Origin of the sequence: Arthrobacter sp. FW306-04-A (assembly GCF_044358315.1) — a bacterium.
Classification (GTDB): Bacteria; Actinomycetota; Actinomycetes; order Actinomycetales; family Micrococcaceae; genus Arthrobacter.
Genome location: NZ_CP084559.1, coordinates 3,796,018 through 3,818,518, shown reverse-complemented (window position 1 = coordinate 3,818,518; position 22,501 = coordinate 3,796,018). Strand labels below are relative to the sequence as shown.

Here is a 22,501-nt window from a genome sequence, read left to right as displayed (position 1 = left end):
TACGGCAAATAGCCCCCACCCAATTGCGGGTAATCCGGTATTCGTGAGGACTAGACGTGGGACACAGCTAGCTGTACGGCATGGCTAGTTGGGTCGAATTGCGGGGGCCGGCCCTGTGGAGGCGCGGACCACTAGTTTGGGAGACGGCAGATAGACATCTTCAGCAGGCGCTCCGCCGAGGAGGCTCAGCAACTTCTGGGCGGCAACGCGCCCCCAGAGCAGCGGATCGGCGGGGACAGTGGTCAAGGGAGGGTTGAGGTACGTGGCGAGCTCTGTGTCGTCGTAGCCCGTGATGGATAGATCATCGGGAACAGTCAGTCCGAGGGACTGGGCGTAGGACTGTCCAGCGGTAGCCATCAGGTCGTTCGCATAGATGATTGCAGTAGGCCGTTGTGCCGAGCGAAGCAGTTCCGCAGTAGCTGCCAATCCGCCGGCGGCGGTGAAATCCGCCTCGATGAAGGAGCCGGCCTCGAGTCCGGCTTCTGACAGGGCGTTTTGCCAGGCCATGCGCCGGCTTCGGCCGTGAATGTAGCTCTGCGGTCCGCCCACATGGGCAATCCTGGTGTGGCCCAGGGAGACCAGATGTTCGACGGCGGCCGTAATGCCTTCCGTATCATCCATGCAGACAGCCGGGAACGGCGAGGAGGTTTCGGGCCGATTCAGTGTGACGGCCGGAATCTTGAGTCCCTGCAGCAACGCGATACGGGAATCGTCAACCCTCATGTCCGTAAGGATGACCCCGTCCACGCGGCCGTCGGCAGCCAGCTTCCGGTAGCCCAGTTCCTCGGCATCGGCGCTGCCGGCAACGGTGAGGACCAATGCGTATTCGTGCTCAACCAACGTGGTCTCGATCCCGGCGATGAATGCGGGGAAGAAGGGGTCCGTTCCCAAAAGCCTGGGATCCCTTGCCACCACGAGCCCCACGGCGAAGGCCTTGGCTGAAGACAGGCCCTTGGCGCGAAGATTCGGTTTCCACCCCAGTTCCCGGGCGACCTTCAGAATGCGCTCCCGGGTGTCATCACTGACGCCGGGCTGCCCGTTCAACGCGTACGAGACGGCACCCTTGCTCACGCCGGCTGCCTGAGCAACGTCGTTGATCGTCACTGTCATGATTTCCTCATTGCCACTCGGTGATAGGGATCACTTAACCGGTTTTGTTATCTCTACTGAACCGGTTTAGTGATCGCTTGTCAAGAGCAAAGGCGGAATTGCCATGTCAAACTCCACAGTTCGGCGATCTTCACTTCATGTTCTGTGGTGGTGGTTTTGCCGGGGTTCTTGCTTGGGATCGATATGTGGCGGCGGGATGAACCAGGGGACACCGCTTGTGACCCGGATCTTCCATTGTTCTTTGTGGACGAGGTGATGGTGGTGGGTACAGAGCAGCACGCCGTTAGCGGTGCTGGTGGATCCGCCCCGGGACCAGTAATCGATGTGGCGGGCCTCGCACCACGGCGCTGGCATGGTGCAGTTGGGGAAGGCGCAGCCTTGGTCCCGGGCGGTGAGGGCTTTGCGAATGTGGGACGGGAAGATGCGGGTGGTGCGGCCGATGTCCAGGACTCGGCCGTTGCCACCGAGGACGATCGGGATGATGTCCGCGTCGCAGGCGATTTTGCGGATGGTGGCAGGAGAGGCGGGGCCTGTGTGGATGAAGGTTCCGCTGCCGGCCTGTGGGCCGCGAGGGCCTTGGGCGGCGCTGGTTTCGAGGCGGTTCAGGAGGTCCCGGTGATCCGCGGTGCCTGCCCCGGTCCGGTTGGTGCTGACCGAATCATTGCGGCTGTCGGCAGTGGGGTTGTCGGGGGCGCCTCTGCCTGGGCTGTTGGCGTTGCGGGGGTTGGTTGCGACGTTCATGACGGTGAGGAGGTGTTCGTACTGCTCGGCGGTGGCAAAGATTTCGACGTGGTGGAGCCCGCGGCGGGTGCGGCGAAGAAATGCGCCTTGGCGGTGTCGGAGTTCTTGTTCGCTGGGCTCGGTGCCGTCCTGGTCGATGGCTTCGACCCAGCGGCGGGCGATACGGGTGAGGAAATCCTGATCGTTTTCAAGGGCGGTGCGGGTGAGGCTGTGCTCCATCCGGGCCAAGGAATTTGAATCGGGAATATGCCGGACGCGTTCCAGCGCGGTGGTGATAATGGTTCCGGCGCGGGAAGAGATGGTTGCGGTAGCCAGGGCGGCGGCGACCTCTTCGTGGTTGGCGGGCATGGCGTGGCCCGGCAGGCCGATGCCCGTCGCCATCGGGTAGGATGCAGCTGCCGAAGCCGTTGCCGTTGTGGTCACCGTGGCGCTCGTGGTCGCGGCCACGGCATTGTCGGTTCCCCAGCCTGTAGTCCAGCCCACTGTGCGGCGGGTGGATCCAGCGGCGATGATCGCCTCGCTCCGAGTCTTTTCCACTGCTGCCGCGGCGAGCAGCTGAAGGTACTCGACCCGACGGGAGAGTTCCTCGGCGATCTCCGCGAAATCGGCTGCTTCGGGGAACGTCGTTGCGCCGAGTTCGTCCGGCGCGGTGGACAAGGCTGAGTCCAGCAGGCCCAAGCATCGCTGCAAATCCGCGGCAGCACCGCCGACGGACGCCGGCCCGGGAGACCGGAAGCCGGCACCGGAGGCCGGAACACTGCGAAGAATCCGGCCCTGAAGGAGGGCGGCAGCACTGAATCCGGGCGGATTCGCTCCGGCCGCGGTGTCCGCTTCACGTTCCCTTAGGGCTTCCATAGGAAAACTCTGCCAGCGACCGCTGACAGTATTAGACAGCGAGCGATGGGCCGAAACCGCGCCAGAGCGAGCCCGCCACGCCACCACGTCGCGCCTAAGGCATCGTATTTAAGTCGCAGTCACCGCCGGCCATGCCGACGAACGGAACCGCCTGGTAGATGATCTCCTTGATTTCGACCGGACTCAGCAGCCCTCGAAATCGGTGAGCACCTTGACCTTCCCTGCCGACGACGAGCCGGGGTCGAAGGCATAGCCGAGCCACTCCCGGGCTAGCCTGCTGGCCAGCTCCGCCCCAACCACGCGCTGGCCCATGGTGAGCACCTGGCAGTCGTTGGACAGGATGGAACGTTCCACGGAGAAGGAATCATGGGCCGTGGTGGCGCGGATCCCGTCGACTTTGTTCGCTGCGATGGCCACGCCGATTCCGGTGCCGCAGAACAGGATGGCCCTGTCCGCAAGGCCGTCCCGGATGAGTTCGCCCGCCTTGATCCCGACGTACGGGTAGGGTTTGGTGAAGTCTTCCAAGGAGTCGTTGCGGTTGACGCCGATGTCGATGATTTCGCTGATCCGCGGATCGTCCCGCAGATCGGCCATGATTCGGTCCTTGTAGTCCACGCCTGCTTCATCAGCGCCTAGGATGAGTCGGAAACCCATGGTCTGTCCTTTCGTGGTCATGCGATGGCTCCTGCGTGCTTGCCGGGGTGCTTGCCGGAGGCCGCCCCCGCGTTGGTCGCGTCCGCGGTGGTCGCGGCGGAGCCCGCATCGGTCGCGGCCGCCCCGGCAGGGCTCACAAGGTGCGGGCACATGACGGTGAAGATCATTGCGAGCGAAGTAGCTCCGGGGTCGGCTGTGCCAACGCTCTTCTCCGCGAGCGGGCGTGCCCGTCCCTTGAGAGGCCTGAGCGAGGCCGTGGCTTGGGCTGCCAAGGTGGCCGCTGCAGCAGCTTCCGCCCAGGCAGCACCCGGAAGGGCGCCCTCGGCCATGAGCTTGCCGAATGTTTCCGTGAAGGGGAGCAGTGCATCCACCATGGTCTTGTCGCCCACCTCGGCTTTCCCGAGGTCGGTGATCCGCGAAGCGAACGCGGTCACGCCGGCGGCGAGTTCAGCGGGTCCCGGCATTTGGTCATTGCCAAGCGATTCGCCAAGAGCCCGGAGGCCTGCACCCCACAGAACGCCCGACGTTCCACCGGCTTTGTCCGCCCAAGCGTCTCCGGCGGCCCCAAATAGATCGCCGGCTCCGGCCCCATCGGCAAAAGCCTTTTCAGCGGCTGCAGTGGCAGCATCGATTCCGCGGACCATCCCGCGGCCGTGGTCGCCGTCGCCCGCCACCGCGTCCATGTCGCCAAGGTGCGATTCGGCGTCGTGCAGGGTTTCCCTTGCCGCCTCCAGCGCAGCGGTGCAGTTCGCGGCATAGTCGTGTGAGTCCTGGGTGGCGGCGAACGCGATAGCTTCCGGGCCGCCGTCGAACTTTTCTTCGGTGAAGGCAAAGCCGGTCAGCAGGGCGGCGGAGCCGCGACGGTAGGCCGGCGTTTCGGCGGGGGCCGTCCAGAGCGGCTCAAGTTCCTCGTCCAGCCACGTGATGGTGAGGGAGACGCCGGACATGTCCAGGCTGGTGACCAATTCGCCGACCTCCGGCATGACCAGGGTGTAGCCGGCCGCGCGCAGCAACGGGGCCACGGTCAGCCACAGAACGAACAGTTCCTCGTGCTTGGTGGAACCGAGTCCGTTGAGGATCACTGCGATCCGGTTTCCCGCTCCGTGCGGCGTCTCTGCGAGCAGCCGCGCGACGAGTTCCTGGCCGAGTTCCTTGGCAGGCGGGAGTTCGGTGTCGAACAATCCGGGCTCGCCGTGGATGCCCAGGCCAAGTCCCATCTGCCTGTCCCTGAGTGTAAATAGCGGTGCTTCGGCGCCGGGGAAGGTACAGCCGTGGAAGGCGCTGCCGATAGTGCGGGTCAGGCTGTTGGCCTTGCGGCCCAGGCGCACGACGTCGGCCATCCCGGCCCCCGCTTCGGCGGCTGCGCCCATGATCTTGAAGACCGTGAAGTCGCCTGCGATGCCGCGGCGCTTGGCGGATTCCGACGGCGGTGCGCTCGCAATGTCGTCTGTCACCAGCACGTTTTCCACGGCGATGCCTTCTGCAGACAGACGCTCACTCGCCATCCCGAAGTTCAGGACGTCCCCGGCATAGTTGCCGTAGGTGAACACCACTCCGGCGCCGGAATCCGCGGCCTTGGCCACGGAATATGCCTGTTGAGCGGAGGGCGAAGTGAAGATGTTGCCCACGACGGCGCCGTCGGCCAGTCCTGCGCCGATGAGTCCAGCGAAAGCCGGGTAGTGCCCGGATCCGCCGCCGGCCAGGACGGCCACCTTGGGCTGCTGGGGCCTGTGGCGGCGTATCGCGCCGCCGGGAACCTGGCGCACCAGGCCGGCATGAAGGTCGCAAAAACCGGCAAGTGCTTCCTCTGCGAAATCGGCGGGATTGTTGAAGATTCTGGTCATCGTGGGCTCTTTCGGGTACGGATGTGGGGGCTGCTAGTGGATGTGGCTTCCACCGTTGATGTCGATGGTGGTGCCCGTGAGGTATGCGGACTCATCAGAGGAGAGGAACGTGATGACGGCGGCGACTTCCTCGGTGCTGGCGTTGCGGCCCAGGGGAATGCCGGCGTTGATGGCGGCTTCCTGCTCATCAGTGCTGCCAACGCGGATGTTGGTGTCAACGGCTCCCGGAGTAATGGCGTTCACAGTGACACCGGTGGCGCCGATTTCACGTGCCAACGCCTTGGTGAAGCCGAGGACAGCTGCCTTCGCCGCGGAGTAAGGAACCTTGCCGAAGACGCCGCCGCCGCGCTGGGCGGAAACGGAAGACATGTTGACGATCCGGCCCCAGCCGTTGGCGATCATGTCCGGCAGGAAAGCCTTGGTCACCAAGTAGGTGCCGGTAGCGTTCACGTCCATGACCTTGTGCCAGAGTTCCAACGTGGTTTCCAGGAACGGCACAGGCGACGTGATGCCTGCGATGTTGGCCAAGGCTCCGACGGCGGGGAGGGCGCCTGCGCTGATTTCGGTGGCGACCGCCTTGTACGCGGCATCGACGGAAGCTTCGTTGGCGACGTCGATCTCGTAGCCGAATGCGGGGACGTTGAACTGGTTGCCGATTTCGGCTGCGACCTTTGCGGACTTCTCGCCGTCGAGGTCCAGGATCACCACTGCCCAGCCGTCATTGGCGTAGCGGCGTGCGGTAGTGATTCCGATGCCCCGGTCCGAGGTGGCCCCGGTGAGGACGGCGGTGCGCTGGATGGTGGTCGTCATGATGCTCCTTGTTTGCTTGATGGGTGGTTCATGTGAGAGTCAGATGAGGTCTGTGATGAAGCTGGCGGCCTTGGCGGTGGCCGCAGGGCGTTCGTCGTGTGTGACGTCGCGGGTCTCGAGCTCCAGCGAGAAGTGGCCGCTGTACCCTATGGCTGCGAGGGCGCTGAGTCCGGCGGCAAAGTCCGCCTGGCCATTTCCGATGCTGAGGTTGATGTTGCCCGGAACCGCATCCCTGAGGTGGACATGTGCTATCCGGCCCTGATGGCGTTCGATGTACTCCAGCGGGTCTTCGCCTGCTGCGACGATGTGGCTGAAGTCCATGACAATCCCGACGCCGGAGCCCGCCAGCCGCCCCGCCAGCTGTTCGGCGCGCTCCAGGTTCCAGCAGAACCGAAGGAAGTGAAGGGATTCCGTCCAGAGCTCGACGCCGAACTCCGCGGCACGCTGTCCGGCACCAATGAGTTGGGCTGCGATAGTGTCCAGGTCCTCGCCGAGGCTGCGGACCGGATCATGTCCGAGGGCTCCGCACGGGAGGACCAGCGCATTCGCGCCGATGTTCGCAGTGAGAGTGAGCAGTGCATCGAGGTGCCTTTGGCGCGAGCCGCGCTGACCGGCGTCGAGCACTGCGTTCAGATCGCCTATATCGCCGTTGACGGAGCGGACCCGCAACCCTGAGGCGGTGACCTCCGCGGTCACGGCGGCGACGGCGTCGGAATCAAGCTCATAGGGAACGTGATCGCACACGCCCGGCAGGGCGCCGAGGTCGATTTCCTCAAAGCCCAGGCCATTGATAGTGCGCAATGCCGTGGATAGATCCTGGTGCCGGAAGCTGATGGAGGAGCAACCGAGTCGGGAGTTGAACATCTTCGTTTCCTCCGGTCGTGCCCGAAGGCAATAGTGATGGGAACCACAGTACAAGGGTTAACTGTTAACAGTCAACCCTTGAAGTTGACTGTTGACAGAACTCGATGACGCAGGTCACACTGGCGTATCATGTGTTAACAGTCGACAGTGCTGAAGCGCCTAGCCTCAGTCGCTCTTCGAAAGGGATTCACCAATGAGCAAAGAAGCTCTGACCATGCGCGGTCCAGTCCACGGCACCAGAGACGCCAGGCGCGTCGCCATCGGCTCCGGTGTGGGCGCAGTCATCGAAACCTATGACTTCATCGGCTTCGGCACCGCGGCTGCCCTGTACTTCGGCACGGCATTCTTCCCCACGGGCGATCCCGTGACCGGTACCCTCGCCGCCTTCGCCACCCTCGGCGTCGGCTTTGCCGCCCGTCCCATCGGCGGCATCATCGGCGGACACCTGGGCGACAAACTCGGACGCAAGCCCGTCCTCGTAGCCTCCTTGATCCTGATGGGCGTGGCCACGTTCCTGATCGGCCTTCTTCCCACCTACAGCCAGGTAGGACTCCTCGCGCCGGCCTTGCTGGTATTCGTCCGCATCGTCCAAGGCCTGGCCTTCGGCGCTGAGTGGGGCGGCGCCATCCTGATGAGCTATGAACACGCACCCTGGAAATCCAAGGGCAAGTTCACGGGCATCGTCCAGGCCGGGTTCCCTGTGGGACTCCTGCTGGCCAACCTGACGTTCCTTGTCAGCGTCCAACTCGGGGGCGAACTCGCCTGGCGCATTCCGTTCCTCGCCAGCATGGTGTTGGTTGTTGTGGGCTTGATCATTCGTTCCAAGGTGCCGGAATCCCCGGTCTTCGATGAGGTCAAGGACAGCGGTGCAATCGTGAAGTCTCCCATCGTGGAGGTCCTGAAGACCGATTGGCGCAACATCGTCAAGGGCATCGGCCTCCGCATTGCCGAGACCGCGGGCTACGCCGTCTCCATCACGTACATGATTTCCTACCTGAACAGCCAGCATCTGGCTGACAAGACCCAGACCCTGGTCGCCTTGTGCATCGCCTCGGCCATCGGTATCTTCGCAACCCAGGCCTGGGCGCGGCTGACGGACAAGATCGGCAGGCGTCCCGTTTACATCTGGTCCTGCGCCTTCGCCGTTCTGTTCGCCATCCCGATGTTCCTGCTGGTCAACACCGGTATGTTCATCTTCATCATTGCCACCATCGCTGTCTCGTACGGCATCTGCCAGAACTCCCTCGCCGGCGCCCAAGGGGCTTGGTTCCCCGAGCTGTTCCAGGCGAAGACCCGTGCCTCCGGTGCCTCGCTGGCCTACCAGATCTCGGCCATGGTGTCCGGTTTCACGCCCTTCATCACAACGCTGCTTTTCGTCACCATGGGCTGGATGGGCCCGGCAGTGCTCTTCGGCCTGTACGCAGCCATCGGTCTCTGGGCGGCATTGGCTACCCGCGAAACCTGGGGCAAGCGGGAGCGCCAGTTGGCCGATGAGGCCACCAAAAGCACTCCCCAGTCGGTGAATGTCTAGTGGCGGTGGCACAGGACCAACGCAGGGCAGGACGAATCGGAGAAACCGTCATGGGACGCATCGAACGGGTGGGTGCAGCCGCCAACCGGATCCGGCACTACGCCCTCAACATGGGCGAAGTCCAAGGCCAGGGCTACGTCGGCCAGGCGCTCGGGGCAGCGGACATGCTCGCCGCGGTTTATGCGGACCAACTCCGCTACCGCGCCGATGACCCGGAGTGGGAGGGGCGGGACCGCTTCCTCCTCTCCACCGGCCACTACGCAATTGGCCATTACGCGGCATTGGCTGAGGCAGGGATCATTCCCGTCGAGGAGCTCGAAAGCTACGGTTCGGACGATTCCAGGCTTCCGATGTCCGGAATGTCAACGTACACCCCGGGCATGGAAATCTCCGGGGGATCCCTCGGCCACGGGCTCTCCATCGCGGTGGGAATCGCCCTCGGCCTCCGGCACCGTGCTCATTTGGGAGACGGCTCCAGCGCGAGGGTGTACAACTTCCTCTCCGACGGCGAACTGGACGAAGGATCCACCTGGGAAGCTGCCATGGGTGCGCACCACCACCAGTTGGGGAACCTCACTGCGATGGTGGACATCAACGCCCTGCAGGCCGACGGCAAGACGGACACAGTGCTCCGCACCGAGCCCGTCACGGAAAAGTGGGAAGCCTTCGGCTGGTACACCCAGCGGGTGGACGGGAACGACGTCCCTGCGTTGCTGGCGGCGTTCGACAACGCCGCCGCCCAGGCCGCCGCCGTCGGACGTCCTTCCGTCATCTTGTGCGACACGAAGGTGGGTCGGGGCGTGCCCCTGCTCGAAGAACGCGAAAAGGCGCATTTCATGCGCATCGAAGAACACGAATGGCAGCTCTGCCGCAAGCAACTGACCGCAGGATCCAACGGGAAGGCCGGCCGATGAGCACCGTCACCGCTTCGAAGGGGACAGCACCGAAGCTGAAAACATCGGCGATGATCGCTTCCTTCGCGGATCCCGGCCAAAAGACCTCCTCCGCGCCTTTCGGCCACGCGTTAGTGAAGGCCGCCGAGGCTGACCCGCGGATCGTGGGACTCACCGCCGACCTGGGCAAGTACACGGACATGCACATCTTTGCTCAGGCCTTCCCGGAGCGGTTTTTCCAGATGGGCATGGCTGAGCAGTTGCTCTTCGGCGCAGCTGCAGGCTTGGCCGAGACCGGCCTGGTGCCGTTCGCCTCCACCTACTCTGTGTTCGCCGCGCGGCGGGCTTACGACTTCCTGTGCCTGGACATCGCCGAACCGAATCTGAACGTGAACATCGTCGGTGGCCTCCCGGGGCTGACCACCGGCTACGGCCCCAGCCACCAGGCAACGGAGGACATGGCGATTTTCCGCGGCATGCCCAATCTGACCATCGTTGATCCATGCGACTCCGTGGACATTGAGCAGGCCGTGCCACAGCTGGCAGCCAGCGATGGCCCTACGTACCTGCGCCTCCTTCGCGGGAACGTCCCCACGGTGCTGGACGAGTACGACTACACGTTCGAACTCGGCAAGGCGAAAGTGCTGCGCGGCGGCAATGACGTCGTGTTTGTCTCCAGCGGGTTGATGACCATGCGCGCGCTGCAGGCCGCAGAGGCGCTGGCCGCGCACAAGGTGGATGTCGCCGTCGTGCACGCTCCCACCATCAAACCGTTCGACGCCGCCACCGTCCTGGCGGAACTGAACACCGACCGCCTGGCGGTCACGCTGGAGAACCACAGCGTCGTGGGCGGTTTGTTCGAAACCGTGGCCTCCGCCGTGGTCACAGCTGGCTTGGGGAAGCGCGTAGTTCCGGTGGCCCTGCCGGATGCGTTCCTTGACGCCGGTGCCCTGCCTACCTTGCACGAGCGGTACGGATTGTCTGTGCAGCGGATCGTGGCGAAGATCCTGGCAGAACTGGGCTGAGCCCGGTTATTCGTTTGGCAGGAGCGCGGAGCAGGCAGGAGCCGGTTCCGCGCTCCTGCCGTAAGATCAACAGTTAACACACCGACTGTAAACAGTCGACCACTGACATTGAGGACGGACACGATGGCCGGAGCAACAGCACCCCTTCTGGGACTGGAAAAGAAGAGCCTCCGCGAACAGGCGCTCTCCGCGCTGCGCACCGCCATCACCAGCGGCGAACTGGAACCAGGCAGGCACTTGGTGGAGACCGAGTTGTCGGACATGCTCCAAATCAGCCGCGGGACGCTCCGTGAAGCGCTGCGGCAACTTGAGCAGGAAGGCCTGCTGTCTGCAGGGCCCCGTGGCCGGCTCTCCGTCCGTCACCTCGATGCCAAGGAAATCCGCGATATCTACTCGGTGCGAGCAGCCTTGGAATCCCTCGCCGCACGCACGCTTTGCGAACTGCCGGACCGCAAGCACGTGATCACGTCGCTGCGCGCCGCTATCGACGCGATGGCAGCCGCAACGAAGGGAAGCCTCGAGGAACGGATCGAGTCCGATCTCGAGTTCCACCGCACAATGTGCCGCCTCACGGGCAACGAGACCCTGCTCCATTCCTGGGAATCGCTGGAGGGATCCATTCGGATGTCCATCATGTTCGCCGGGCTCGAAAAGGGCGTCAAGAACATGAGCGTCGAGCGCCATCACGACATCGTGGCGGCCATCGAGACCGGGGATGCGTCCCTGGCCCGCAAGACCATCCTCGAGCACATGGACAGCGCTGCCGCGGTGCTCGTCGCATAAGGCGATGGCAGCTAGAGATCGGGCCAGCGTCAGGGCCTGGAGTGAAAAACTCGATTGTCCAAGTTCCCATATTGTTGACGGGTGAGGGACGAACAATCAATGACGAGAAACGGCTGGGTGGCGGTGCCCAACGCCAACATCTATTGGGAGGCCACCGGGGAACCTGCAGGCATCCCAGTCCTTTATCTTCACGGGGGCCCGGGCGGTTCTCTCGGTCGAGGTGGTTACCGTAAGCGCCACGACCCTAGCCGATTCTTGATGATCGGTCTGGACCAACGCGGTTGCGGCAAGAGCACTCCCATCGTTCAGGACGACCTAGACCACCTCTCGGAGAACACGACCCAAGCCTTGATCGAAGACATCGAGGCCGTAAGAGAGCATCTGGGCATAGAGAAGTGGATCGTCACCGGCGTTTCTTGGGGCAGCACGCTTGCCCTCGCCTATGCCTTGGAACATCCAAACCGGGTCCTGGGTCTCGCCCTGGTCGCGGTGACAACAAGCAGCCGGGCAGAGATCCAATGGATCACGGAAGACGTCGGACGCATCTTTCCCGAAGCGTGGACCGACTTCGCAGAGTCTGCGCACGCGGAACCGGGCGAACGCGTGATCGAGGCTTACGCTCGTCGGCTGGCAGGCCAGGATCGCGAAGACGCCCGACGTGCTGCCCTGTCTTGGGATCGGTGGGAATCCACGCACGTCTCGTTGGACCCCAGTTGGCTTCCTGGACTACTTTTTGAAGACGAGCGAGAGCGCACGACGTTCGCTCTTCTGGTGACGCACTACTGGGCCAAAGACGGATTCCTAGTAGACGGACAAGAGATCATCCCGCGGATTCACGAACTCAACGGCATCCCTGGTTACCTCATTCATGGCCGAAGGGACATCAGCGGCCCTGTCGTCACCGCGTGGCACTTGCATCGGCGTTGGGAGTCAAGCCGACTTATCGTCATTGAGGACGAAGGTCACGGCGGCTCGTCATCCATGGCTGCACTGACGCAGGCAGTCCAAGACATCGCTGCACTGATCTGAGGCCCTAGCCGTTCTGATACCCGCACAGCCACTTGCGGTAGTTCGTGGCGGGGGCGTCGATGCGGACCGGGCGGCTGTCCAAAGCTTTGAGCATGTGGGGAGTCACTTCTTCTCCGTGACTGCGGCCTCTGTCGTTTCGCGCTGGGTGGCGGCCCAGCTGGCGAGGACTTTCAGGGCGTCCTCGGAGGGTGTCCCGGGATCCGCCGTGTAGACGTTGATGCGCAGTCCCGGGTCTGCGGGGAGTTCCAGCGCTTCAAAGCTCAGGTCAAGGTCCCCGACGATCGGGTGGTGGAGGCGCTTGCGGCCGGCGCGGTGGTACTTCACGTCGTGGCGGGCCCACCGGGTGCGGAACTCCTCGCTGCGGGTGGAGAGTTCACCGATCAGGTCCGTGAGGTCTTTGTCGTACGGGTTTTTCCCGGCTGTGGAGCGTAGGACAGCGACGATGTCGTCCGCTGCGCGTTCCCAGTCGGCGAAGAACTCCCGTGCTTTCGGGTTCAGGAAGGTGAAGCGTGCGCTGTTCGGCGGGGTGGCCACCTCTGCCATCAGGTCCAGATAAAGTGCGCGGCCTAGTTCGTTGGCGGCGAGGACATCGCCGCGGTCGTTGCGGACCCAGGCCGGCGCGGCCGTGATCGCATCGATGACGCGTTGCACGCTCGGCCGCACTGTCTGCGGGCTGTGCTTGCGCCGCACCCGGGGCGAAGCGGTGGCGGCGCGGGCGAGGTCAAAAAGGTGGGCCGTTTCGGCTTCGTCGAGCTTCAGCGCACGGCCGAGGGCTTCGAGGACACTATCCGAGGCGCCGGAGAGGTTCCCCCGCTCAAGGCGTATGTAGTAGTCGATACTCATCCCGGCGAGCATCGCGACTTCCTCGCGGCGCAGCCCGCTAACGCGCCGGTTGCCGCCGTAGACAGGAAGCCCGGCCTCATCGGGGGTGATCCTTGCGCGGCGGGAGCTCAGGAACTTCCGCACGTCGTCGCTGTGTGTCATGGCATCCACGCTACGCGCGGTCGATGGGAAGAGGGAGGCACTGGCATTACCCGGAACGGCCGTGACTCCCGGCCCGTACGGAATCACGGTTGCATGGAAAGCATGAAACCTGAGCCCGCAATAGCTTCCCACCCCGGAGCGATCCTGGCGATCATCCTCGTCAGCTACTTCATGATCCTGCTGGACAACTCGGTCATCTTCACTGCCCTGCCGAGCCTGCAGGCAGATCTGCGGCTGAGCACCGGTGAGCTCTCCTGGGTTCAGGATGCGTACACGCTGGTCTTCGGCGGCCTGCTGCTCCTCGGAGCCCGGGCAGGAGACCTGCTCGGGCGCCGGCGGGTTTTCGTGTTCGGGCTGATGGTGTTCTCGATCGCGTCGCTGCTGATCGGACTGGCACCGGCGGGCTGGTGGGCGATCGGCGGCCGCGCCGTGCAGGGTATCGGGGCTGCGATCGTCGCGCCCGCATCGCTCTCCCTGCTCACCGCGAGCTTCCCGGAGGGCCGTGAGCGCACCCGGGCCGTGGCCTTGTACGGTGCCACCGCAGGGATCGGAGCCAGCCTCGGTCTGGTCATCGGCGGGGCGCTGGCCCACTGGATCTCCTGGCGGGCCGGGTTCTTCGTCAACGTACCCATCGGCGCCGCGATGATCGCCCTCGCGCCGCGATTCATCCAGGAGACCGGCCGCGCCCGCGGACGCTTCGACGTGTTCGGGGCGCTTAGCGCGACCCTGGGGGTCGGCGCGCTCGTGTTCGGCATCATCAACACCGCCGACGCCGGCTGGAACTCGCCGGTCACGCTCACCGCCGTCAGTGCCGGCGTCGTGCTCCTCATCGCGTTCGCGCTGATCGAACGCACTGCGGCCCAGCCGATCATGCCGCTGCGCCTGTTCCGGAGCCGCCACCGCACCGGCGCTTACGTCGCCCGCTTCCTCTACCTGGGGGCCATGATCGCATTCTTCTTCTTCACCACCCAGTTCATGCAGGAAGTGCTCGGCTTCGACCCCCTGCAGGCCGGTCTCGGATTCCTGCCCATGACGGCAGTGAACTTCGCCGTCGCGATGAGCATCTCCCGGCTCGTTGGCCGGATGCCGGGCTCGCTCCCGCTCCTGGCGGGGATACTGCTCACCCTCGCAGGGATGTTCTGGCTCAGCAGGGTCGGTGCCGACTCCGCATACCTGACCGGGGTGGCCCTGCCGATGATCCTCATCGGGGCCGGGCAGGGCCTCGCGTTTGCGCCCCTGACCTCCTTCGGCATCACCGGAGCCCCCTCGTCCGACGCCGGCGCGGCATCGGGCCTGGTGAACACCTTCCACCAGGTCGGCACCTGCCTCGGGCTAGGCATCGCGGTCGCCGCGGCAGCCACGGTCCCGGCGGCGGGTTCCGCCGTCGCGCATCTGGCCGCCCAGGTCAGTACCGCCCTCACGACGGGCAGCACTCTCCTGCTCCTGGCCCTGGCCGTCACAGCAGCCCTCATCCTGCCCGCGGACTTGGCGGCCCACCGCACCAGCACACCCAGGGAGCCCGCGCCTGCGCCGCAGCTCGACGCCGCCCGCTGAACCTCCCGACCGCCCACTCGAAGGGGGTACTGACGTGCACTCCCACAACCTCGCACATCTGAATACCGTGAAAGGCATGGACATGGAACTTACCCTCAACAACGGCGTCACAATGCCAACCCTGGGCCTGGGCGTCTTTCAAAGCGCCCCGGAGCAAACGACGGCGGCCGTCGAGGCCGCACTGGCCACCGGCTACCGGCACATCGACACTGCGGCCGCGTACGGCAACGAGCGGGAAGTCGGTGAAGGCGTCCGCCGCTCGGGACTGGATCGGGCGGAGGTGTTCATCGAGACCAAAGTCTGGGTCAGTGACTACGGCTACGACCAGACCTTGCACGCCTGGGAAAAAGCGACGGGCAAGCTCGGCGTCGACTCCCTGGACCTGCTCATCTTGCACCAGCCCGCACCCGACCGCTTCGAGAAAACCATCGCCGCGTACAAGGCGCTGGAGACCCTGCTCGCCGACGGGCGGGTGCGGGCGATCGGCGTCAGCAACTTCATGCCGCGCCACCTGGAGCAGTTGCTCGACTCGACCGACGTCGTCCCGGCCGTGAACCAGATCGAACTTCACCCCTACTTCACCCAGCCGGACGTCCAGGCAGCCGACGCCGGGCGCGGCATCCTCACCCAGGCCTGGTCGCCGATCGGCGGGATCACCTTCTACCCCGGCTGGGGCGGCGAGGACCGCCGGAACGTGATGGAAGACCCGGCCATCACCGCCATCGCGCGGGTCCATGGCAAGAGTCCGGCCCAGGTCATGCTCCGGTGGCACCTGCAGCAGGGCCGCTCAGCCATCCCGAAATCGACCAACCCGGCACGCATCGCCGAGAACTTCAACGTCTTCGACTTCGAACTCGGTGCCGCTGAACTCGCCGCCATCGACGCCCTCGACACCGGCAACCGCAACGGACCGGACCCGGACCAAGCCCGGCCGGAGCGCTTCGCCATGGTCATCCCCGAAGCCTGAGACTGCAAGACCTACGACAGAGAGAAGGAACCACCGTGGAATACCGTGCCCTCGGCCGCACCGGCGTGCAGCTCAGCCCCTTATGCCTCGGCGCGATGATGTTCGGCCCCTTGGGCAACAACGGCACCGCACGGCGACGGTGACAACCGTGACCGCCGTGGCGATTAGAGCCCTCCATGATGTCCTCCATCATGACTGACCAGCCCAAGCAGATCGGCCGCGGCCGAAAGATGTTCGGCGACTTCGCGCCAAAGCTTGCCGAGCTCACCGGCTGGCCAAAGGGCATGTCCGCGATCGGCGTCGCCAAGCAACTCTTCACAGACAACAAGTAAGGACGACCATGAACATCGAACCCACCGTGCCGACCACCAAGAACCCGCCGGCCCAGTTCGCCGGCGACGTCTGGCTCGACCCGATCGCGCTGCCCCACGAGTCTGGCCAGACGATGGTCGTCGCGACCGTCCGCTTCGCGCCCGGAGCACGCACCGCCTGGCACTCCCACCAGCACGGCCAGTATCTGCGCGTCACCCAAGGTGTTGGCCGTTTCGGTACCCGAGACGGAAAGATCATCGAAGCCCATCCCGGCCAGACGATCTACACCCCGCCCGGCGAGGAGCACTGGCACGCCGCCGCCCCCGGTTGCTTCATGGAACACATTGCCATGCTCCAAAACGGCGAAGACCCGTCAAAGACCACCACTTGGGGCGCGCACATCACAGACAACGAGTACAACGGCCGCTAACCACCGGATGCCATTCACGGACCCAAGAAGTCGAGGTGGCGTTTGTCCCGCCGGCGGCGCTCAACGTCGCGCTAAAGGCGCCACCGTGGGGGTTACTGTCAGTACCCCTCAAGATAGAGACTCCTTCGTTTTCTCCGTGGGCCGTTTCCTTAATCCATGACACACCCCGAAACCACCTTGCCGGCTCCGGTTCCTCCGTCGGCCATGGCTGATGCGCCAAGGGCACGGCTCACGCTCATGATTGCCTCGCTGGGGTTCTTCCTGATTACCCTCGACATCCTGATCGTCAATGTCGCGCTCACCAGCATCGGCAAGGAACTCGGTGGCGGAACAGCCGGGCTGCAGTGGGTGATTGACGGCTACACGCTGATGTTCGCCGCGTTGTTGTTGTTCGCAGGGAACCTATCGGACCGGATCGGTGCGAAAAGTGCGCTGGGATGGGGTATCGCCCTATTCCTGGTGGCATCCGTGGCGTGCGCACTCGCGCCGACGTCGGGGGTTCTCATCGCCGCCCGCTTCCTCCAAGGAGGTGCAGCCTCGATCATGCTGCCGGCGTCGATGGCTTTGATTCGTCAGGCCTTTCCCGATCGCCGGCGTCGCGCGCATGCCCTCGGGATCTGGGCAGTCGGAGGGGCCGTCGCCGGAGCCGTAGGGCCGCTTGTCGGCGGCCTGCTCACCACGGTGGACTGGAGACTGGTGTTCGGCATCAACCTTCCGGTCTGCATCGCGATGTTGGTGCTCCTGCTCTCCGTTGCCACATCGCCACGGCGGCCGACTCCTTTCGACTGGGCAGGTCAGGCCGCAGCGATCGTTGCCCTGACCGGATTGATGTACGGCCTGATCACGGGAGGAACCGACGGCTTCGGCTCGGTGCCCGTCATCGGCAGCTTGGCCCTCGCGGCGGTCAGCCTGGCGGGTTTCCTCCAGATCCAGTCGCGCGGCCGGCACCCGATGATGCCGCTTGAGCTGTTTCGATCCACCGGCATGAGAATCTCGCTCTCGGTGGGATTCGTGTTCATGGTTGGCCACTTCGGCACGGTATTTGTCATCAGCCTTTTCCTGCAACAACACCTCGGACTGACGCCCCTTCAGGCCGGTTTCACGTTCCTTCCTTCCGCGGCATTCAGCATCGTCGGCAACATCGTCAGCGGAAGCTTGTCCAATCGGTTCGGGACGCGGGTGCCGGTCGTCGTCGGATTGACGTCCATGGTGGTGGGACTCACCGCGATGCTCCTCACAGCACCGCTGGGATCGCAGCTACTCGTCGGTACCTTCCTGATTTTCACGGGTTCCGGTGGATCGATCGCGATGCCGCAAGTCACCGCCGTCGTGCTCGCGAGCGTTCCGAGCGAAAAGGCAGGCACGGCAAGCGCAGTCTTCAACACTTTCCGTCAGGTTGGCGGGGCGGTCGCCATCGCGGTCTTTGGCGCGCTCATCGCCGACCCTGCCAACTTCGTCCACGGAATGCAGACCAGTTTCATCATCGCGGCGTCCCTTCTTCTCCTCGCCGCTCTCGCCAGCCTCTTCATCCACTCGTCGGCCCCTACCAAAAGCTAGCCAGTCGTCCCCCTGCGTTACCTGCCGACGTAGGCCGCCAGGTGCTCGCCCGTGAGGGTTGAACGCGTGGCGACGAGATCGGCGGGCGTGCCCTCGAAAACGACCTTTCCGCCGTCGTGTCCGGCGCCCGGGCCGAGGTCGATGATCCAGTCGGCATGCGCCATGACCGCCTGGTGGTGCTCGATGACGATGACCGACTTGCCGGACTCGACGAGCCGGTCGAGCAGGCCGAGCAACTGTTCGACGTCGGCGAGGTGCAGGCCGCTTGTCGGCTCGTCGAGGATGTAGACGCCGCCCTTCTCGCCCATGTGGGTGGCCAACTTGATCCGCTGCCGCTCGCCGCCGGAAAGGGTGGTGAGCGGCTGGCCGAGGCTGAGGTAGCCGAGTCCGACGTCGGTGAGCCGCTGGAGGATCGCGTGTGCTGCCGGAATCCGGGCATCGCCCGCCGAGAAGAACTCCCCAGCCTCTTTCACCGGCATCTCCAGCACCTCCGCGATGTTCCGGCCGCCGAGGCGGTACTCGAGCACCGAAGCCTGGAACCGTTTGCCTTCGCACACCTCGCACGGGGTGGAGACGGTGTCCATGAATCCGAGGTCCGTATAGATGACGCCAGCGCCGTTGCAGGTGGGGCACGCGCCCTCGGAGTTCGCGCTGAACAAGGCCGGCTTCACTCCGTTGGCCTTCGCGAATGCCTTGCGGATCGGCTCGAGCAGCCCGGTGTACGTCGCGGGGTTGCTCCGCCGCGAGCCCTTGATCGCCGCCTGATCGATCGACACGATGCCGTCCCGCTTGGACAACGAGCCGTGGATCAAGGAGCTCTTGCCGGAGCCAGCGACGCCGGTGACCACCACCAGGACTCCAAGCGGAATGTCGACGTCGACGTCGCGCAGGTTGTTCTCGGACGCGCCGCGGATCTCCAGGGCACCCGCGGGTTTCCGCACGGTCTTCTTGAGGGCAGCGCGATCTTCAAGGTGACGGCCGGTCAGGGTGCCGCTGGACCGCAGCCCTTCGAGCGTGCCCTCAAAGACCACTTCGCCACCGGCGGTTCCCGCGCCGGGGCCGAGGTCGACCACGTGGTCGGCGATCGCGATCGCCTCCGGCTTGTGCTCGACGACCAGCACCGTGTTGCCCTTGTCCCGCAGTTGCAGCAGCAGCTTGTTCATGCGTTCGATGTCGTGCGGGTGCAGACCGATGGTGGGCTCGTCGAAGACGTAGGTGACGTCCGTGAGCGAGGAGCCCAGGTGCCGGATCATCTTGGTCCGCTGCGCTTCACCGCCTGACAGCGTGCCTGCCGGCCGATCGAGCGAGAGATAGCCAAGGCCGATCTCCGCGAACGAGTCGAGGAGGTGCCGTAGCCCCTTGAGCAGCGGCGCCACCGACGGTTCGTCGATACCCCTCACCCATTCGGCGAGGTCGCTGATCTGCATCGAACACGCGTCGGCAATGCTGATTCCCTTGATTTTTGAGGAGCGCGCCGCCTCAGTTAGCCGGGTGCCCTCGCATTCGGGACAGATCGTGAAGGTGATCGCCCGCTCCACGAAGGCGCGGATGTGCGGCTGCATTCCCTCCGGGTCCTTCGAGAGCATGGACTTCTGGATCTTCGGGATTAGGCCTTCGTAGGTCAGGTTGATTCCCTCGACCTTGATCTTGGTCGGTTCCTTGTGGAGCAGGTCGTGGAGTTCCTTTTTGGTGTACTTGCTGATCGGCTTGTCCATGTCGAAGAAGCCGGAGCCGCTGAAGATGCGGCCGAACCAGCCGTCCATGCTGTAACCGGGGATGGTGAGCGCACCCTCGGCGAGCGACTTGCTGCTGTCGTACAGGGCGGTCAAGTCGAAGTCGGTGACCGAGCCGCGCCCTTCGCAGCGTGGGCACATACCGCCTGTGATGCTGAAACTCCGCCGCTCCTTCGTGGTGCTGCCACCACGCTCGATGGTGACCGCTCCAGCGCCCGAGATCGAGGCGACGTTGAACGAGAACGCCTGGGGAGATCCAATGTGGGGCTGGCCAAGCCGGCTGAAAAGCATTCGCAACATGGCGTTCGCATCGGTGGCGGTACCCACCGTGGACCGGGGGTTCGCACCCATCCGCTCCTGGTCGACGATGATCGCCGTCGTGAGTCCTTCGAGCAGGTCGACGTCCGGCCGCGCCATGGTCGGCATGAACCCCTGGACGAAGGTGCTGTACGTCTCGTTGATCATGCGTTGCGACTCTGCGGCGATCGTGGCGAACACGAGGGAGCTCTTGCCCGAGCCGGAGACGCCCGTGAAGACCGTCAGCCGCCGCTTCGGCAGCTCGATGCTGATGTCCTTGAGGTTGTTCTCCCGCGCGCCTTGCACGCGGATCAGATCGTGGGTGTCGGCAGTGTGCAGCTCAGGGGACTGCGTGTCCGTGCTCGTGGCTGTGCTCATCGTGTCTCCATCTGGTACCTGGGGCGGCCTTCGCAGCCTCCGTTGGCGTCATCTGGCTCTATCTAAGCAGCCCTATGTAGAAGTCTTGTGGGCCGCACGCATGGGCGGAAGCCCGTGCGTGCGGGTGGCTATTGAGGGTCCTGAAGCAGCCCGAGGACGTTGCCGTCCGGGTCGGTGACGGTGGCTACGAGGCGGCCGCCACCGACGTCGTGGGCTGCTTCCTTCAGGGTGGCACCCGCGGCGGTGACCTCCGCGAGTTTCGCCCCGATGTCCGAAACGTGCCAGTAGGCGACCGGCGAGGTCATGGCCTGCGGGCCGCCTCCCGGAACGAGTCCGATGTGCTGACCAGCGGCGTCGAAGCCGACGTAATACGGCCCGTCGGCCTGCGGCTGCACGCCAAGCAAGGCGGTGTACACGGCTTTCGCCGCGGCTAGGTCGGAAACGGGATGCAGCACGGTCTTGATTCCCTCGGTGGAAGAGTCGCTCATGATCACTCCTGAAGTCGTTAGGGGACGAAGCTGGCGTGGACTTGTGTTGTCCATGACCGCCATTCTAGGCGTGGGCCGTGAGCGGCGCTTCTCCATTCCTGACCGGTGTGGGGGCCCGATTCGATATGCATAGACATCCCTAGGGAACGGTGCCACTATGGCCGAATACGGGGCCTGGCGCGCCGCGCCAGCGCAAAAGCGAGGGTGGAGGAACAAATGTCGGAATCCGATCTCGATCTGATGGTGGAGAAATATCATCGAGCGCTCGATGCGTTCGTCACGGGAGACCCGGCGCAGCAAAAGAATCTATTCTCAAGGCACGACGACGTCACGCTCGCCAATCCGCTCGGCCCGCCTGCGCGGGGCCGGAGTGCAGTTGAGCAAACCATGGATCGGGCCGCTGCCCAGCTGAGGGACGGCGAGCCCGTCAGTTTCGAGAGAATCTCCGGGTATACCGGGACGGAGCTCGCGTACATTGTCGAAATTGAACGGGCCCGGGCCAAGGTTGGCGGGTCTGATGAAGTTTCTCCGATACCGCTTCGGGTGACGACGATTTTCCGATGGGAAGACGGGGAGTGGAAGGTCCTGCACCGTCATGCGGATCCCATACTTTCCCCGCGGCCCATCGAGTCGATCGTCCAGGCTTAGCGGGGTCCAAGGTGCCGGATCAGCGCATCCAGGACCGGCACTTGGCCGCCTACCAATTTGATGCGGGCAACGGTTTCCGTGGCCCAGACCGCGTCGTCGATCTCCGGGTAGCTCCGGACCACGCCGGATCCTTTCGGCCATTCCAGATCAAAGGTGTTGCTCTCAATTTTTTCGGGAGCAAAGTCCGATTCCGCCGCGAAGGCTGAGATGATTTTGCCGGACGGTTGCCGGAAAGAGCCCAACAGGAAGTAGTCGACGCTGGGCGCAGGAACGCCCATCTCCTCTTCGAACTCACGTCTGGCGGCTCTCAGGGGATCCTCGTCTTCGAGATATTCGCCCTTGGGAATGGACCAGGCGCGTGCATCCTTATGGGCCCAGAATGGTCCGCCCATATGGGCTATCCACACTTCCAATCCCGCTGTGGAGGTCCGACGGTACAGCAGAATTCCTGCGCTTCGAATTGTCATTTGCCCTCCCAGGCATATGTTATCGGTGAGCGCCGGCAGCCGGAACCCGCAGCACTCCCACGGTTGGCGGCGTCCATTGGCTTCCTGCTGAGCGACGACGGAACCAATGTCAACGGCGCCATCCTCGCCTCCGACGGCGGCTGGTCGGCGCTGTAGCGGGCTTCTTAAAGCCAGGACGACGACGGCGGGAGGCTCCCGCCGTCGTCGTCCTGTGCTTTTCGATCTGTTTCTAAAGCGCGCCTTGGAGCGGAGTTCCCGCAGGGATCGGCTCGTGCCGCATCACGTCGACCGGGCGTTCAAGAAGGCCATCAAGGGCTGCATTAAGCCTCTTGACCGGCTCGCCGTCGCCGTGGGCGTCGAGCAATTCGGCGGACTCCCACTTCTCGATCATGAGGATCTGGCCGTTCGGTGAGTCGTGGATGGCGTACAGCAGGCAGCCGGGCTCCTGATGGACTTCCGCGATGGCCGGAGACAGGGCGGCGACGACCTCGTCGAACGATCCTTCCTTGGGGGTGAATGTGGCGGTGACGACGACGGGCATGGGTTC

General features: G+C 64.4%; 22 protein-coding genes and 1 pseudogene. 12 read left to right on the top strand and 11 right to left on the bottom strand.

Going from position 1 to position 22,501, the window contains the following annotated elements; all coding sequences use genetic code 11:
• Nucleotides 1-84: 84 nt before the first annotated feature.
• From LFT43_RS17775 to LFT43_RS17750, 6 genes are all read right to left on the bottom strand, one after another.
• Complete coding sequence (locus LFT43_RS17775) at nt 85-1,110, bottom strand: LacI family DNA-binding transcriptional regulator (protein ID WP_395799057.1); 1,026 nt, start codon at nt 1,108-1,110, stop codon at nt 85-87.
• Between the two features lie 135 nt (nt 1,111-1,245).
• Nucleotides 1,246-2,706, bottom strand: coding sequence for a DUF222 domain-containing protein (locus LFT43_RS17770; protein WP_395799055.1), 1,461 nt, complete (start codon nt 2,704-2,706; stop codon nt 1,246-1,248).
• A 183-nt stretch (nt 2,707-2,889) separates the two neighbouring features.
• Nucleotides 2,890-3,381 carry an RpiB/LacA/LacB family sugar-phosphate isomerase gene (locus LFT43_RS17765; RefSeq protein WP_395799053.1) on the bottom strand — a complete coding sequence of 164 codons (492 nt, stop codon included), beginning with the start codon at nt 3,379-3,381 and terminating at the stop codon, nt 2,890-2,892.
• On the bottom strand, nt 3,378-5,204 hold the full coding sequence (locus LFT43_RS17760; protein WP_395799051.1) for a dihydroxyacetone kinase family protein: 1,827 nt from the start codon (nt 5,202-5,204) through the stop codon (nt 3,378-3,380). Before LFT43_RS17760 ends, LFT43_RS17765 begins: the two co-directional genes overlap by 4 nt.
• A gap of 33 nt (nt 5,205-5,237) precedes the next feature.
• Nucleotides 5,238-6,014 carry an SDR family NAD(P)-dependent oxidoreductase gene (locus LFT43_RS17755; RefSeq protein ID WP_395799049.1) on the bottom strand — a complete coding sequence of 259 codons (777 nt, stop codon included), beginning with the start codon at nt 6,012-6,014 and terminating at the stop codon, nt 5,238-5,240.
• Nucleotides 6,015-6,053: 39 nt separating this feature from the next.
• A complete protein-coding gene (locus LFT43_RS17750) occupies nt 6,054-6,878 on the bottom strand; it encodes a sugar phosphate isomerase/epimerase family protein (RefSeq protein ID WP_395799047.1) in 825 nt (274 codons plus the stop codon).
• 193 nt (nt 6,879-7,071) lie between these two features.
• On the opposite strand from LFT43_RS17750, the gene LFT43_RS17745 reads away from it, so the two are divergent.
• The 5 genes from LFT43_RS17745 to LFT43_RS17725 all read left to right on the top strand — a co-directional run bounded on the left by LFT43_RS17745 (nt 7,072) and on the right by LFT43_RS17725 (nt 12,139).
• A complete protein-coding gene (locus LFT43_RS17745) occupies nt 7,072-8,409 on the top strand; it encodes an MFS transporter (RefSeq protein ID WP_395799045.1) in 1,338 nt (445 codons plus the stop codon).
• Between the two features lie 50 nt (nt 8,410-8,459).
• Complete coding sequence (locus LFT43_RS17740) at nt 8,460-9,323, top strand: transketolase (protein WP_395799043.1); 864 nt, start codon at nt 8,460-8,462, stop codon at nt 9,321-9,323.
• Complete coding sequence (locus tag LFT43_RS17735) at nt 9,320-10,327, top strand: transketolase family protein (protein ID WP_395799041.1); 1,008 nt, start codon at nt 9,320-9,322, stop codon at nt 10,325-10,327. The genes LFT43_RS17740 and LFT43_RS17735 overlap by 4 nt, the downstream gene beginning before the upstream one ends.
• Nucleotides 10,328-10,450: 123 nt before the next feature.
• Nucleotides 10,451-11,110, top strand: coding sequence for a GntR family transcriptional regulator (locus LFT43_RS17730; RefSeq protein ID WP_395799039.1), 660 nt, complete (start codon nt 10,451-10,453; stop codon nt 11,108-11,110).
• A gap of 99 nt (nt 11,111-11,209) precedes the next feature.
• Nucleotides 11,210-12,139: an alpha/beta fold hydrolase gene (locus LFT43_RS17725; protein WP_395799037.1), complete on the top strand. Its 930-nt coding sequence runs from the start codon at nt 11,210-11,212 to the stop codon at nt 12,137-12,139.
• Between the two features lie 102 nt (nt 12,140-12,241).
• Here the strand turns inward: LFT43_RS17725 and LFT43_RS17720 are convergent, their stop codons facing one another.
• Entirely contained in the window at nt 12,242-13,123 is an 882-nt protein-coding gene (locus LFT43_RS17720; protein WP_395799035.1) for a helix-turn-helix transcriptional regulator, read from the bottom strand.
• 102 nt (nt 13,124-13,225) lie between these two features.
• Here LFT43_RS17720 and LFT43_RS17715 point away from each other — a divergent pair, with 102 nt between their 5' ends.
• The 5 genes from LFT43_RS17715 (at nt 13,226) to LFT43_RS17695 (ending at nt 17,943) form a co-directional block, all read left to right on the top strand.
• Nucleotides 13,226-14,677, top strand: coding sequence for an MFS transporter (locus LFT43_RS17715; RefSeq protein ID WP_395799033.1), 1,452 nt, complete (start codon nt 13,226-13,228; stop codon nt 14,675-14,677).
• An 82-nt stretch (nt 14,678-14,759) separates the two neighbouring features.
• Nucleotides 14,760-15,644 (top strand): aldo/keto reductase, encoded by an 885-nt coding sequence (locus LFT43_RS17710; protein WP_395803148.1) that lies wholly within the window; start codon nt 14,760-14,762, stop codon nt 15,642-15,644.
• A gap of 191 nt (nt 15,645-15,835) precedes the next feature.
• Entirely contained in the window at nt 15,836-15,976 is a 141-nt protein-coding gene (locus LFT43_RS17705; protein ID WP_395799031.1) for a hypothetical protein, read from the top strand.
• Between the two features lie 8 nt (nt 15,977-15,984).
• Nucleotides 15,985-16,386, top strand: coding sequence for a cupin domain-containing protein (locus LFT43_RS17700; RefSeq protein ID WP_395799029.1), 402 nt, complete (start codon nt 15,985-15,987; stop codon nt 16,384-16,386).
• Nucleotides 16,387-16,542: 156 nt separating this feature from the next.
• A complete protein-coding gene (locus LFT43_RS17695) occupies nt 16,543-17,943 on the top strand; it encodes an MFS transporter (RefSeq protein ID WP_395799027.1) in 1,401 nt (466 codons plus the stop codon).
• A 17-nt stretch (nt 17,944-17,960) separates the two neighbouring features.
• Here LFT43_RS17695 and LFT43_RS17690 read toward each other — a convergent pair whose 3' ends face one another.
• The gene (locus tag LFT43_RS17690; protein ID WP_395799024.1) at nt 17,961-20,351 is read right to left on the bottom strand and encodes an ATP-binding cassette domain-containing protein; all 2,391 of its coding nucleotides are present in this window, start codon (nt 20,349-20,351) and stop codon (nt 17,961-17,963) included.
• Between the two features lie 128 nt (nt 20,352-20,479).
• Complete coding sequence (locus LFT43_RS17685; RefSeq protein WP_395799022.1) at nt 20,480-20,839, bottom strand: VOC family protein; 360 nt, start codon at nt 20,837-20,839, stop codon at nt 20,480-20,482.
• Between the two features lie 216 nt (nt 20,840-21,055).
• Between LFT43_RS17685 and LFT43_RS17680 the strand changes: the two genes are divergently transcribed.
• On the top strand, nt 21,056-21,487 hold the full coding sequence (locus LFT43_RS17680) for a YybH family protein (RefSeq protein ID WP_395799020.1): 432 nt from the start codon (nt 21,056-21,058) through the stop codon (nt 21,485-21,487).
• On the opposite strand, the gene LFT43_RS17675 is transcribed toward LFT43_RS17680, so the two are convergent.
• Nucleotides 21,484-21,954 carry an NUDIX domain-containing protein gene (locus LFT43_RS17675; protein ID WP_395799018.1) on the bottom strand — a complete coding sequence of 157 codons (471 nt, stop codon included), beginning with the start codon at nt 21,952-21,954 and terminating at the stop codon, nt 21,484-21,486. The two genes, LFT43_RS17680 and LFT43_RS17675, sit on opposite strands and share 4 nt — an antisense overlap.
• Before the next feature lie 54 nt (nt 21,955-22,008).
• Between LFT43_RS17675 and LFT43_RS17670 the strand changes: the two are divergent.
• Nucleotides 22,009-22,110 (top strand): annotated as a pseudogene (locus LFT43_RS17670) (short-chain dehydrogenase); the annotation flags it as partial.
• A 73-nt stretch (nt 22,111-22,183) separates the two neighbouring features.
• Here the strand turns inward: LFT43_RS17670 and LFT43_RS17665 are convergent.
• Nucleotides 22,184-22,495: a putative quinol monooxygenase gene (locus LFT43_RS17665; RefSeq protein WP_395799016.1), complete on the bottom strand. Its 312-nt coding sequence runs from the start codon at nt 22,493-22,495 to the stop codon at nt 22,184-22,186.
• Nucleotides 22,496-22,501: the final 6 nt, after the last annotated feature.